The organism is Acinetobacter rongchengensis, from assembly GCF_003611475.1.
Taxonomy (GTDB): Bacteria; Pseudomonadota; Gammaproteobacteria; order Pseudomonadales; family Moraxellaceae; genus Acinetobacter; species Acinetobacter rongchengensis.
This window is the reverse complement of the sequence record NZ_RAXT01000001.1, coordinates 183265-196726: the sequence shown is the minus strand read 5'-3', so window position 1 is coordinate 196726 and position 13462 is coordinate 183265. Positions and strand designations below refer to the sequence as shown.

12 protein-coding genes are annotated in these 13462 nt (G+C 38.3%); 10 read left to right on the top strand and 2 right to left on the bottom strand.

Annotated features, from left to right (window positions below; all coding sequences use genetic code 11):
- Window positions 1-8 precede the first annotated feature (8 nt).
- Window positions 9-560 (bottom strand): PadR family transcriptional regulator, encoded by a 552-nt coding sequence (locus D7V20_RS00985; RefSeq protein WP_120382571.1) that lies wholly within the window; start codon window positions 558-560, stop codon window positions 9-11.
- Between the two features lie 166 nt (window positions 561-726).
- On the opposite strand from D7V20_RS00985, the gene D7V20_RS00980 reads away from it, so the two are divergent.
- The 3 genes from D7V20_RS00980 to D7V20_RS00970 all read left to right on the top strand — a co-directional run bounded on the left by D7V20_RS00980 (window position 727) and on the right by D7V20_RS00970 (window position 4761).
- Entirely contained in the window at window positions 727-2751 is a 2025-nt protein-coding gene (locus D7V20_RS00980) for an NADPH-dependent 2,4-dienoyl-CoA reductase (RefSeq protein WP_120382489.1), read from the top strand.
- Window positions 2752-3085: 334 nt separating this feature from the next.
- Window positions 3086-3493, top strand: coding sequence for a nuclear transport factor 2 family protein (locus D7V20_RS00975; protein ID WP_120382488.1), 408 nt, complete (start codon window positions 3086-3088; stop codon window positions 3491-3493).
- Between the two features lie 188 nt (window positions 3494-3681).
- Entirely contained in the window at window positions 3682-4761 is a 1080-nt protein-coding gene (locus tag D7V20_RS00970; RefSeq protein WP_120382487.1) for a YheT family hydrolase, read from the top strand.
- 294 nt (window positions 4762-5055) lie between these two features.
- Here D7V20_RS00970 and D7V20_RS00965 read toward each other — a convergent pair whose 3' ends face one another.
- On the bottom strand, window positions 5056-5502 hold the full coding sequence (locus tag D7V20_RS00965) for an internalin (protein WP_120382486.1): 447 nt from the start codon (window positions 5500-5502) through the stop codon (window positions 5056-5058).
- Between the two features lie 228 nt (window positions 5503-5730).
- On the opposite strand from D7V20_RS00965, the gene D7V20_RS00960 reads away from it, so the two are divergent.
- The 7 genes from D7V20_RS00960 (at window position 5731) to D7V20_RS00930 (ending at window position 13428) form a co-directional block, all read left to right on the top strand.
- Window positions 5731-7371, top strand: a complete 1641-nt coding sequence (locus D7V20_RS00960; protein WP_120382485.1) for a CTP synthase — start codon at window positions 5731-5733, stop codon at window positions 7369-7371.
- A 28-nt stretch (window positions 7372-7399) separates the two neighbouring features.
- Window positions 7400-8257 (top strand): 3-deoxy-8-phosphooctulonate synthase, encoded by an 858-nt coding sequence (gene kdsA, locus D7V20_RS00955; protein ID WP_120382484.1) that lies wholly within the window; start codon window positions 7400-7402, stop codon window positions 8255-8257.
- Window positions 8258-8304: 47 nt separating this feature from the next.
- Complete coding sequence (eno, locus tag D7V20_RS00950) at window positions 8305-9594, top strand: phosphopyruvate hydratase (protein ID WP_120382483.1); 1290 nt, start codon at window positions 8305-8307, stop codon at window positions 9592-9594.
- A 15-nt stretch (window positions 9595-9609) separates the two neighbouring features.
- The gene (ftsB, locus tag D7V20_RS00945) at window positions 9610-9996 is read left to right on the top strand and encodes a cell division protein FtsB (RefSeq protein ID WP_120382482.1); all 387 of its coding nucleotides are present in this window, start codon (window positions 9610-9612) and stop codon (window positions 9994-9996) included.
- Window positions 9959-10678 (top strand): 2-C-methyl-D-erythritol 4-phosphate cytidylyltransferase, encoded by a 720-nt coding sequence (gene ispD / locus D7V20_RS00940; protein ID WP_120382481.1) that lies wholly within the window; start codon window positions 9959-9961, stop codon window positions 10676-10678. Before ftsB ends, ispD begins: the two co-directional genes overlap by 38 nt.
- Before the next feature lie 100 nt (window positions 10679-10778).
- Window positions 10779-11915, top strand: coding sequence for a rod shape-determining protein RodA (rodA, locus tag D7V20_RS00935; protein ID WP_120382480.1), 1137 nt, complete (start codon window positions 10779-10781; stop codon window positions 11913-11915).
- A gap of 244 nt (window positions 11916-12159) precedes the next feature.
- A complete protein-coding gene (locus tag D7V20_RS00930) occupies window positions 12160-13428 on the top strand; it encodes a D-amino acid dehydrogenase (RefSeq protein ID WP_120382479.1) in 1269 nt (422 codons plus the stop codon).
- Window positions 13429-13462 lie beyond the last annotated feature (34 nt).

Genomic DNA, 13462 nt, shown 5'->3' with positions numbered 1-13462 from the left:
AGCATTCCTTATCTATTTTCTTGATTTTCAAATGTTTTAAGTTGTGGAATGACTTGATTTAGCCAATTAATCCAACCATTTTCTAAGTCAATTCCCAATTGTAAAATCATTTTGTGAATATATAAAGTCCGATCTTGAGCATCGGTATGTGCAAAATCTTTGGCAAATATGTGTTGATACAGCTTTAAATTTTCACGGTGTAAACTGAGATGACGCTCGAGTTCAGGTAATACAGAATTTCCACCAAACTGTGCCTCTATGCGTAAACGTACCATCAATTCTTCACGAAGTTGCGCAGGCTGACCTTGTTTTACCATCCATTCGGTTAATTCAATACGACCAAGTTGTTCAACTTGATAGGTTTTTTTACGTCCAGTATCTGCTTGATCTTCTAAAGTTGAAATCCAGCCCTTTTTTTGCATACCGTTGAGTTCACGATAAATCTGTTGGTGTGTTGCATTCCAAAAGAAACCCATCGAGCGATCAAAACGGCGAGCCAGTTCAAAACCTGTACTGGGTTTTTCAATCAAACTTGTCAATAAAACATGGGCTAATGACATTTCGGTAATAGTTCGCAAATAAAATGGATGTGGAGTCATTATGCAACATGTTGCATAAAAATCAAATCTCGATTATAAAGATAAAAACTATGCAACTTGTTGCATTAACCATATTCGTCAAACTTGTTAAAAATACCAGCCAGCGGAAGCACGCCAAGGAGTATATATGTCTAATTACCCGCATTTACTTGCGCCTTTAGATTTGGGCTTTACCACACTAAAAAACCGTGTATTGATGGGGTCAATGCATGTTGGACTAGAAGAGGTTCCAGATGGTTATGATCGTATGGCTGCATTTTATGCAGAACGTGCTGCTGGTGGTGTTGGACTGATCGTTACAGGTGGTATTTCACCCAATGACCATGGTGTGACTTTTCACGGTGGTTCTAAGTTGGACACTTTGGAAGAAGCTGAAAAACATAAAGTGATTACGCAGGCTGTACACGATGCAGGGGGAAAAATTGCTTTACAGATTTTACATACAGGTCGTTATTCTTATCAGGCTGAAAATGTTGCGCCTTCTGCAATTCAAGCACCGATTAATCCTGTAAAACCACATGCACTAACATCTGCAGAAGTTCAACAGACTATTGCAGACTTTGCCAATTGTGCCAAATTGTCACAAATTGCGGGCTATGATGGTGTTGAGATCATGGGTTCTGAAGGTTATTTGATCAATGAATTCATTGCTGCACGTACCAATCATCGTGATGATGAGTGGGGCGGAAGTTATGCAAACCGTATTCGTTTCCCAATTGAAATTGTAAGACGTACACGTGAAGAAGTGGGTGAAAACTTCATTATTATTTATCGTCTTTCAATGTTGGATTTAGTTGAAGGTGGTTCAACTTTAGAAGAAGTCATTCAGCTTGCTAAAGAAATTGAGAAAGCGGGTGCAACCATTATCAATACAGGTATTGGTTGGCATGAAGCACGTATTCCAACCATCGCGACTAAAGTACCACGTGCTGCATTTACATGGGTGACTAAAAAATTAAAAGGTGCTGTGAATGTTCCTTTAATCACTTCGAATCGTATCAATACACCTGAAATGGCTGAACATGTTTTAGCGCAAGGTGATGCAGATATGATTTCTATGGCACGTCCAATGCTTGCAGACTCACAATTTGTTTTGAAAGCTGAACAAGGTCGTGCAGATGAAATTAATACCTGTATCGGCTGTAACCAAGCGTGTCTAGATCATATTTTCTCAATGAAAATCGCAACGTGTTTAGTGAACCCACGTGCATGTTACGAAACTGAGCTGATTTTTAAAGAATCAGCAGTTGCTAAAAACATTGCAGTGATTGGCGCAGGTCCTGCAGGTTTAAGCTTTGCAACTTATGCTGCGGACCGAGGTCATAACGTCACCATTTTTGAAGCATCGAATCAAATTGGTGGTCAGTTCAATATTGCGAAAACGATTCCAGGTAAAGAAGAGTTTTATGAAACTTTACGTTATTTCAAACGTAAAATTGAGTTACAGCCTAAGATTAAATTAGTGCTGAACCATACTGCAACTTATGAAGAGTTAAGTGCAGAAAACTTTGATGATATCGTGGTGGCAACAGGTGTGACACCACGCCATTTGGATATTGAAGGTATAGATCATCCTAAAGTTTTGACTTATATCGAAGTATTACGTGAGCGTAAACCTGTTGGCCAGAAAGTTGCGGTCATTGGTGCAGGCGGTATTGGTTTTGATACGGCTGAATATTTATCTCACGAAGGTGAGAGTGGTAGCTTGAATCCTCAAAAATTCTACGATGAATGGGGGATTGATACTTCTTATGCACATGTTGGTGGTTTGAAACAGCCTGAAGTTGAGCAATCTCCACGTGAAATTTATCTTTTACAACGCAAAACATCATCTGTTGGAGCGGGTTTAGGTAAAACAACAGGTTGGATTCATCGTACAGGTTTAAAACACCGTCATGTCAATATGATTCCAGGCGCGAGTTACGACAAAATTGATGACCAAGGTTTGCATATCACTGTGGGTGACAAATCAATGATCCTTGATGTTGATAATGTGGTGATTTGTGCAGGGCAAGAGCCTTACACAGCGATGTTCGATCAATTAAAAGCTGATGGTCAATCTGTACACTTAATTGGTGGTGCGAAAGAAGCAGGCGAGTTAGATGCTAAGCGTGCGATCCGTCAAGGTGCTGAATTGGCCGCTGTGATTTAATTTTATTTGCCAAGACAATTCGCTTTGAAAATTTAGAAAATTTAATGGATTCCCTCTCTTTTAGGAGAGGGATAGGGAGAGGTTTTTTGAGATAATAATCCCTCCCAACCTTCCTTTAAAAAAGGGAGGAGTATCTAGAATTAAATGATGAGTTGAGATGCAAATTTTTTCTCCTTTTCTTAGGCCATGTATGGCTCAGGGTGAGGGAGAGGTTGTTCTAAATTTTATTTTCCACTCATCCTTTTGCGGAACTATATTCCTCATCCCTGAAGGAAAAGAAGCATTCATTGCGTTAATCTTGGTGTGAATATTTTGATTTAATAAGGATATAAAAATGAGTTACATCAACACAAAAGCTTCACTCGAAAAATGGCACACTATGATAGAAAGCCGTGATATGAATATTCTCAATGCGTTATTGGCAGACGAAGTGGTTTTTCGTTCACCCGTGGCTTATAACCCATATGAAGGCAAACAAGTTGTATTTTTTATTTTAAGTAATGTGATTCAGATTTTTGAAAACTTCACCTATCACCGTGAGTTTTACACGGAAGATCAGCAAAGTGTGGTACTTGAGTTTTCTGCCAATGTTGGCGAAAAGAAATTAAAAGGGATTGATATGATTCGTTTTAATGAACAAGGTAAAATCGTTGATTTTGAAGTGATGTTACGTCCAAAAAGTGGCTTGGAAGCTTTGGCTGCACAAATGGGACAACGTATGGCGGCATTTAAGCCTAAATAATGGTGTTCCATTTAAAAATTTTATTTTTTAAATCAATATGAAGTGTTTCTAATCATTGACTATGAATGGTTAGAAACAAATTTCACTACAAAACTACAATTAAATGGATGATCATTTAATGTGAATGTGTCTTTACTTTAGTCTTTGTAATTGAATTGTTTTAAATGTGTTGAATAGAGAGTCATATCATGTCAATCATCAATAAATTCAATCAGTTGGCTCAATCTATATTGGATCAAGTGACTGGTGCTGAACTGCCTAAAATGTACTATGACCAAGAAGGGCAATTTAAAGATTTGGTAGATAAACTCCCTCAATTACAACAAAAATACCGACCTACACCGTGGCTCAGTAATCAACACATCCATTTAATTTATTTTGATGTGGTGAAAAAGAAAACAATTAAACTGAAATATGACCGTATTGAACAACTGACGATGCAAGATGGTGGTGTTACTGCGATCGCTTGGTATGGTTATGATTTACCCAAAGAAACACCAACGATTGTAGTGATGCATACCATTACAGGCACACCTGAAAGTATGCGTGAGTTGGTGAAAGATTTACATGAATATACAGGTTGGAGAATTGCGCTGTGTTTACGCCGTGGTCATGCTGGGTTGCCGATGCCTGTTCCACAAATGTCGATTTTTGGATCAACGTCTGATTTAAAAGAGCAATTAGCCTATATTCAAAAAATATTCCCACAATCTACGCTTTATGCTGTTGGTTCATCGGCTGGTACTGGTTTATTGGTCCGTTACTTGGGCGAGCAAGGTGTAGATACCCCTTTTAAAGCCGCTTTTGCAATGTGTCCGGGTTATAACACACAAACAGGTTTTGAAAATGTACATCCTTTTTATAGCAAAATGATGACTCAAAAGTTATTCAAAGCCTTTGTTTATCCATATAAAAATACATGGAATGCTGTTGCGTCCGTTCAACAGGTGCTGGCGACAAAGACCTTACAAGAATTTCAAAGTACTTATTTTCAAATGGCAGGTTTTGCAGATTATCAAAGTTATGATCAAGCCATAAACCCGATCTATGTTCTTGAAAATATAAAAATTCCGCTCATGGTTTTAAATGCGGAAGATGATCCAGTATGCTCAATTCGAAATTTAGAACCTTACAAAGAAACCATCCAGCAGATGGATAATATTATGGTTGTCACCACGAAGAAGGGAAGTCATTGTGGTTTTTATGAGGGGTTAAACTCTAAATCGTGGGCATCTAAACTGATTGCGGATTTTTTAAAGCAGTATTAATTTTTGATTTGAGCATCAGTTTGATCAGCGAATAAATTGAAAAACAATCCATTAGGCATTTGAAAAACCTCTCCCTTGCGGAGCATGCTCCTCACCTTTTTTAAAGGAGGGATGAGTCGCACTCCTACATAAGGAATTTAAGATAATTTTAAATTCTCAAAGATTTCCCCTCTTTTCCTTGCGCAATATATGGCTCAGGGTTAGGGGGGATTCTTATATTAGGATCAGCAAAATACTTTTTTACTGATCAGCCTGAGCCAATCATGACTGGTTTTTTTATTAAAAAATTAAAAATTAATTTTTCAAAGCTGGAGTCGCAGCGGCAATCGCAGCAGCAACAGCATCATCTTCAGACTGCGCAGCACCTGTGGTTGCTTTTGGAGCGGCTTGAGTTGTCTCAGTTTTTACTGATTCAGCTTTTGCAGGCTTAGATTCTTCAACAGGCTTGCTTTCAGCTGATTGATTTTGTGTTGTAGCGTGTACTTCATGTGTTTCACGACGAATTTCAGTGGTCGTATTTTCAGTTTGAGTACGTTCAATTTCAACTTGCGCAGGTGCTTCAACTTGTTGCGTGCCATTTTGTTCAGCACTTGGTAAGTTTTCGAATTGTGCAGGTTCAGAGCTTGTAGTTTGAGTGGTCTCAATTTCTTGCTCATCTTCTTTCGGTGCTTCTTTTTTTACACAAGCTGATACAAGTAGTACAGTGGCAATTGCACCACAAATTAAAAGTTTCTTATTCATAATGACTCAAAACAATACAGATTAGAGAGATGGTAGCAGTATAACAGCAAAATCATATTTGAAAATCATCTTATCTAGAGCTAATTTTTTATTGGAAATGCTGATAGAATAGCCAATTGTTTATTGTTCTATGAATTGATGTGAATTGACTTTGCTTTCTTGGTACAGAGTAAAGTAAAATCGCACAACATTGTAGGCCAATTTAGGCTCCATTGTACGAGAAACTTAATGACCCATTTTATATTCGTAACTGGTGGTGTTGTATCATCACTAGGTAAAGGTATTTCAGCTGCTTCAGTTGCTGCACTTTTAGAAGCCCGTGGTTTAAAAGTAACCATGGTCAAAATGGATCCATACATTAATGTCGATCCTGGGACTATGAGCCCATTCCAGCACGGTGAAGTTTTTGTCACAGAGGATGGTGCCGAAACTGACTTAGACTTGGGTTATTACGAACGTTTCTTACGTCGTGCAAAAATGACCAAACTGAATAACTTTACTTCAGGTCGTGTTTACCAAGATGTTTTAAATAAAGAACGTCGTGGTGACTACCTTGGCGGTACTGTACAAGTTATTCCACATATTACGGATAATATTAAAGAACGCGTACTTCGCGCAGGCGAGGGTTATGACGTTGCTATCGTAGAAATCGGTGGAACTGTGGGTGATATCGAATCACTTCCGTTCATGGAATCTGTACGTCAGTTAATGGTTGAGCTTGGTCATAAACGTACCATGCTGATGCATTTGACTCTACTTCCTTATATCAAATCTGCAGCAGAACTTAAAACCAAACCGACACAACATTCTGTAAAAGAATTATTGTCGATTGGTATTCAGCCAGATATTTTGATTTGCCGTACTGAACACGATGTTGATGCAGATACGACACGTAAAATTGCATTATTCACAAACGTTGAAGCTCGTGCTGTTGTGGTATGTAAAGATGCACGTTCGATTTACCAAATTCCACGTACATTCTATGAGCAAAATGTTGACGATTTAATTTGTGAACGTTTTGGTTATGACGGTTTACCAGAAGCGGATCTTTCAGATTGGGATCACGTTGTAGAAGCATTATTAAACCCTGAATACACTGTACGTGTTGCGATGGTAGGTAAATATGTTGAATTACCAGACGCTTATAAGTCTGTAAATGAAGCACTTTTACATGCAGGAATTCAAAACCGCGTTAAAGTTCAAATTGAATATGTCAATGCTGAAGACCTTGAAACTCAAAATGTCGCTGAAGTATTAAAAGATATGGATGCGATTTTGGTTCCAGGTGGTTTTGGTGAACGTGGTACAGAAGGCAAAATGAAGGCTATTCAGTTTGCTCGTGAAAATGGTGTACCATTCCTTGGTATTTGTTTGGGTATGCAATTGGCTGTGATTGAGTTTGCACGTCATGTTGCAGGTATGCCTGAAGCAACGTCAACAGAATTCAACCGTTCGACTAAATTCCCATTGATTGGTTTGATCACTGAGTGGTTAGATGAGCGTGGTGAAATCCAACATCGCAGTACTGAGTCAAATCTTGGTGGAACAATGCGTTTAGGTGCACAAACATCTGAATTGGTTGAAGGCACGAAGACACGTGAAGTTTATGCGAAAGCTGAAATTACTGAACGTCATCGTCATCGCTATGAAATGAATGATCGTTTTATTCCTGCAATTGAACAAGCAGGTATGAAAATTTCAGGTTACTCAGCGGTACAACACCTTGTTGAAACTGTAGAAATTCCTGAACATCCTTGGTTTATTGCTGTACAATTCCACCCAGAATTTACAAGTTCACCACGTGATGGGCATCCATTATTTGCTAGCTTTATTGACGCTGCGAAAAAACAGCATCAAAACAGTAAATAAGTGTGTAGCAACTAACTAGGAAGTTTAAATGTCACAATTAAAACCACAAGAAATTGTACGTTTAGGCGATATACAAATGGCAAATCATTTGCCATTTGTATTATTCGGCGGAATGAATGTACTTGAGTCTAAAGACTTAGCTTTTGAAATTGCTGAAACGTATGTCGATATCTGCAAACGCTTAGATATCCCATATGTGTTTAAAGCAAGTTTTGATAAAGCCAATCGTTCAAGTTTGTATTCATTCCGTGGTCCAGGCTTGGAAAAGGGAATTGAGTGGTTAGCTGACATTAAGAAACATTTCAATGTACCCATCATCACTGATGTACATGAACCTTATCAAGCTGCACCTGTTGCGGAAGTTGCAGATATTATTCAACTTCCTGCATTTCTAAGTCGTCAGACTGATCTTGTTGAAGCAATGGCAAAAACACAAGCCATTATTAACATCAAAAAAGCACAATTTTTAGCACCGCATGAAATGCGTCATATTCTAAACAAATGTTTAGAAGCTGGAAATGACAAACTGATTCTTTGTGAGCGTGGCTCAGCATTTGGTTACAATAACTTAGTTGTTGATATGCTAGGCTTTGACACCATGAAAGAAATGAATGTCCCTGTGTTCTTTGATGTAACACATGCTTTGCAAACACCTGGTGGTCGTGCAGACTCAGCGGGTGGTCGTCGTGCGCAAATTACAACTTTAGCACGTGCAGGGATGGCAACTGGTTTGGCTGGTTTGTTCTTGGAAGGTCATCCTGATCCTGAAAAAGCCAAATGTGATGGACCATGTGCTTTGCGTATGTCACAACTTGAGCCATTCTTAGCACAAATAAAAGAATTGGACACCTTGGTGAAAGGGTTCAAAAAATTAGATACACATTGATGCCTTTATAAGAGGCATCTTATTTTTAATCAACTGAGGAATTATTCATGAGCCAAATCGTTGACATTCGTGCACGTGAAATTTTGGACTCTCGTGGTAACCCAACCATCGAAGCTGACGTAATCCTAGACTCTGGCGTTGTTGGCCGTGCATGTGCACCATCTGGTGCTTCAACTGGTTCTCGTGAAGCTTTAGAACTTCGTGATGGCGATAAAGCACGTTACTTAGGTAAAGGTGTTCGTACTGCAGTTCAAAACGTAAATGGTCAAATCAAAGACTTATTAAAAGGTCAAAACGTATTTGAACAAAAAGCGCTTGATGACAAAATGATCGCGCTTGACGGTACTGAAAATAAAGAAAAATTAGGTGCGAATGCGACTTTGGCTGTTTCTTTGGCTGCTGCACGTGCTGCTGCAACAGAAAAGAAAACTGAATTATTCCAATATATCGCTGACTTACGTGGTCAAACAACATTAACCATGCCTGTACCTATGATGAACATCATCAACGGTGGTTCACATGCGGATAATAATGTTGATATTCAAGAGTTTATGATTGAGCCAGTAGGTTTTACATCATTTGCAGAAGCATTACGTGCAGGTGCTGAAATCTTCCATTCTCTAAAATCAGTTTTAAACAAAAAAGGTTTAAACACTGCTGTAGGTGATGAAGGTGGTTTTGCGCCAAACTTACGTTCAAATGAAGAAGCCATTACAGTTATTCTGGAAGCGATTGAAAAAACTGGCTATAAAGCAGGTTCTGACATCATGCTTGCATTGGATTGTGCGTCTTCAGAATTCTACAAAAATGGTCAATATATTCTTGCAGGTGAAGGCAATAAAGCATTCTCAAGCAACCAATTTGCTGACTATTTAGCAGGTCTTGTCAACCAATATCCAATTATTTCTATTGAAGATGGTTTGGATGAATCTGATTGGGCGGGTTGGTCTTATTTAACATCTATCCTTGGTGATAAAATCCAATTGGTGGGTGACGATTTATTCGTAACCAATCCTAAGATTTTACAACGTGGTATTGATGAGAAAGTTGGTAACTCGATCTTAATCAAATACAACCAAATTGGTACTTTGACTGAAACTTTAGATGCTATCTATCTTGCTAAAGCAAATGGTTACTCTACTGTAATTTCACATCGTTCAGGTGAAACTGAAGATTCTACGATTGCTGATTTAGCAGTAGGTACAGCAGCGGGTCAAATTAAGACGGGTTCACTATGCCGTTCTGACCGTGTTGCAAAATATAACCAATTACTTCGTATTGAAGAATTGACTCATGCAGCTTATCGCGGTAAAGCTGAATTCAAAGGTTTAAACTAATTCTTTGAATGGCTCATGTTAGAAGTATTTAAAACAACTTCAAGTAAAGTGATCTTAGTGATTGCGATATTGATTATCGCAGTCCTACAGTATCGCTTCTGGTTTGGTGAGGGGGGATATTTCCCTCACCAAGCTTTAGTTCAGCAAATTCAGCAACAAACTGAAGTAAACACTGACCTAAAAGAAAGAAACCGTATTCTTGCTGCGGAAGTGTATGATTTAAAAAATGGTGCCGAAGCCATTGAAGAACATGCACGTTTAGACCTCGGTCTAGTGAAGCCACACGAAACATTTGTACAAATGAGTACCATCAGTACCCATTACAAACCGATTTATATCGACCCAAATGCTGATTTAAGAACCAATGAAGACCAAGACGAACCTGCGCCAGACCAACCGTAAAATATGGGCAATTATTCCTGCTGCTGGTACAGGGAGTCGTTTTTCTAAAACAGAACTTAAACAATATCAAATCATTGAAAATAAAACAGTATTAGAACATACCATTGATCGATTGAACCAATTGCCACTTGCAGGTTATGTTTTAGCGATTGGTGAACACGATGATTTTGTACAAACACTCAATTTGACCAACAAAGAAATTGCTCACTTTTGTTTAGGGGGAGCAGAACGAGTAAATTCTGTTTTAAATGCGTTAAACACGCTTTCAAAATTTGCAGACCCACAAGATATGGTTTTTGTACATGATGCAGCTCGACCATGTGTAACAACTGCGTGTTTGCTAAACTTGCTAAATACTGCAATTGAGCAAGATGTCAGTGCTATATTGGCGATACCCGTACGTGATACCTTGAAATTGGTGGCAACTGGACACCAGATTGATCAAACTGTGAGTCGGGATCAATTGTGGCAAGCTCAGACACCACAGATATCAACACTTGCAAAACTTAAATTTGCAATCGAAAGTGCTTTGGCGAATGATATTGTCATTACAGATGAAGCTAGTGCGCTTGAGTATATAAATGAACCTGTACATGTGGTTACGGGGCGTTCTGACAATATAAAAATAACCTATCCAGATGATCTTGAATTAGCAAAATTGATTTTACAGTCACAGCAATGAAAATAGGGTAAAATCAAAATTATTGTTGGTGGATAGATTTTCTGACTTAAAATTTATCTGATCGTTTTATCTTAAATAAGCATGTCTACAGATATTCTCCATGACGCCATCACCCCAGTATAAGTTTTTACGCCAATCTGTTCGAGATGGTATAAGCATTAATCAAAATGTATCTAGATGGGATAAATTACATTTAGATCCTTGGTTGCTTGGTTTTTTGATGATCAATACCGTTCTTGGTTTATTGATGGTTTATAGTGCATCTTCAGAAGATGTATCTATGGTGATACGTCAAGGGATCAGTTTTGGTGTCGGCTTTGTGCTGTTATTCATTTGTGCTCAAATTCCGCCGAAAGTTTATCAGGCAATTAGCCCATGGTTTTATCTATTTGCTATTTTATTACTGATCTTGGTGTTACTGGTTGGTGATGTGCGTTTAGGTGCAAAGCGCTGGTTAACGGTTCCGGGTATTGGCAGTATGCAACCCAGTGAATTTATGAAGTTTGCTATGCCTTTGATGATGGCTTGGTATTTTGCTCGTAATCCATTACCGCCCAAGTTTAGACATATTGTTGTTGCTGTAATCATCATGTTGGTCCCTTTTGTATTGGCATTATTACAGCCCGATTTAGCGATTGGGATCATCATTGGCGGTGTGTTTGCACTGTTTTTAAGTGGCATGTCTTGGACGTTGATTATTGGTACTTTGGGTGCTTTAGCACTCGCATTTCCCGTGATTTGGACTTTTGTACTCCAAGCGTATCAAAAGAAGCGTATTTTGACTTTATTTGATCCTGAATCAGATGCTTTAGGTGCAGGTTGGAATATTATCCAGTCAAAAATTGCCATTGGTTCTGGTGGGATTACAGGTCGTGGTTTCTTGGAAGGAACGCAATCACAATTGGGTTATCTGCCTGAGCACCATACTGACTTTATTATGTCAACCTATGCAGAAGAGTTTGGTTTTATTGGTGTTTTCTTCTTATTTGTACTTTATGCTGCGATGATTTTTAGATGCCTAATGATCAGTTTGAATTGCTTTCATAACTATGGTCGCTTATTGGCTGGGACAATTGGATTATCTTTATTTTTCTATGTCTTTGTCAATTCGGGAATGGTCAGTGGTATTTTACCTGTAACAGGTGATCCTTTACCTTTAATGAGTTATGGCGGAACAGCAGTTATTGCATTGTTGGCCAGTTTTGGTATTGTGATGTCGATCCATACGCATCGTTAATTATTTAAAATATTAAAGTATAAGTATTCTATTTTAAGGATATTGAGGTAGCTCAATATCCTTTATTTTTTATTAAGTTTAAATTATAGATAATCATAATTCTTGATCATAATGGACAGGTCATCACTAAATCTTTATTGCGAAAAAGATGAAAAGTGCTAAATTTATACAATGATAAATATATTTATCAAGAGTTATAAAATTTTATTATAAGACGAATGATTCGTTTAAGGATCGGTTTATTATGCATATAGTCGTTCTAGGTGCAGGTGTCATAGGTACAACGTCAGCATATTATTTAAAACAAGCAGGACATGAAGTCAAAGTCATTGATCGTCAGCCAAATGTCGCACTAGAAACCAGTTTTGCCAATGCTGGGCAAATTTCTCCCGGTTATGCCTCTCCTTGGGCCGCTCCTGGCATTCCTTTAAAAGCCTTTAAATGGATGTTCCAACCGCATTCACCACTCGCGATTAAACTCACTGGAGATATGTTTCAATATCAGTGGATGGTTCGTATGTTAGCTGAGTGTAATATCGATCGCTATCAGATCAATAAAGAACGTATGGTTCGGATTTCTGAATATAGCCGTGATTGTTTGGATGAGTTACGTGCTGAAACAGGGATTCATTTTGATGAACGCCAATTGGGCACATTACAATTATTTAGAAAGCAAGAACAGTTAGATGTTGCAGGTAAAGATACCGAAGTTTTAAAGCATGAAGGTGTTCCATTTGAATTATTGGATAAGCAAGGTGTGATCAACGCTGAGCCCGCACTTGCACATGCTACGGTAGATTTTGTGGGTGGATTACGACTTCCGAATGATCAGACTGGAGATTGTCAAAAATTTACGACGGAACTGGCTGAATTGGCGGCAAAGCAGGGTGTGAATTTCTTATTTAATACCACTATAACGTCTATTGAAAAAAATGCAGACCAAATTACAGCCATTCAATTAAAAGAGGGTACAACAATAAAAGGTGATGCTTATGTGATTGCATTGGGGAGTTATAGCCATGAAATATTAAAACAGTTGGGTATCGATGCACCTGTTTATCCATTGAAAGGTTATTCAATTACCACCAAAATTATTGACCCAGAATTATCACCTGTTTCAACAATTCTGGATGAGTCTTATAAAATCGCCTTAACGCGCTTTGATGATCGTATCCGTGTTGGAGGAATGGCTGAAATTAACGGTTTTGATCGTTCTTTAAAATCCAGTCGTGAAAATACCTTATTGATGGTTTTACAGCAATTGTTTCCCAATGCCAGTGATATTTCAGAAGCACATTTTTGGACAGGCTTAAGACCTGCAACTCCTGATGGTACACCGATTGTAGGCAAAACCAAATATCGAAATCTTTATACCAATACTGGACATGGAACACTGGGTTGGACCATGTCATGTGGTTCTGCAAAGTTACTCTCTGACATTATTTCGGGAACAACACCTCAAATTGAATATGATGATTTGAATGTGTTCCGATATGATTCTGTGAGTGGTTAAGTTGTATTTTTGAGCTAAAATAAACGGATTTTTA

Coding starts and splice junctions, on each gene's coding strand:
- D7V20_RS00985 (WP_120382571.1), bottom strand. CDS start 560: ATGTCATTAGCCCATGTTTTATTGACAAGTTTGATTGAAAAACCCAGT.
- D7V20_RS00980 (WP_120382489.1), top strand. CDS start 727: ATGTCTAATTACCCGCATTTACTTGCGCCTTTAGATTTGGGCTTTACC.
- D7V20_RS00975 (WP_120382488.1), top strand. CDS start 3,086: ATGAGTTACATCAACACAAAAGCTTCACTCGAAAAATGGCACACTATG.
- D7V20_RS00970 (WP_120382487.1), top strand. CDS start 3,682: ATGTCAATCATCAATAAATTCAATCAGTTGGCTCAATCTATATTGGAT.
- D7V20_RS00965 (WP_120382486.1), bottom strand. CDS start 5,502: ATGAATAAGAAACTTTTAATTTGTGGTGCAATTGCCACTGTACTACTT.
- D7V20_RS00960 (WP_120382485.1), top strand. CDS start 5,731: ATGACCCATTTTATATTCGTAACTGGTGGTGTTGTATCATCACTAGGT.
- kdsA (WP_120382484.1), top strand. CDS start 7,400: ATGTCACAATTAAAACCACAAGAAATTGTACGTTTAGGCGATATACAA.
- eno (WP_120382483.1), top strand. CDS start 8,305: ATGAGCCAAATCGTTGACATTCGTGCACGTGAAATTTTGGACTCTCGT.
- ftsB (WP_120382482.1), top strand. CDS start 9,610: ATGTTAGAAGTATTTAAAACAACTTCAAGTAAAGTGATCTTAGTGATT.
- ispD (WP_120382481.1), top strand. CDS start 9,959: ATGAAGACCAAGACGAACCTGCGCCAGACCAACCGTAAAATATGGGCA.
- rodA (WP_120382480.1), top strand. CDS start 10,779: ATGACGCCATCACCCCAGTATAAGTTTTTACGCCAATCTGTTCGAGAT.
- D7V20_RS00930 (WP_120382479.1), top strand. CDS start 12,160: ATGCATATAGTCGTTCTAGGTGCAGGTGTCATAGGTACAACGTCAGCA.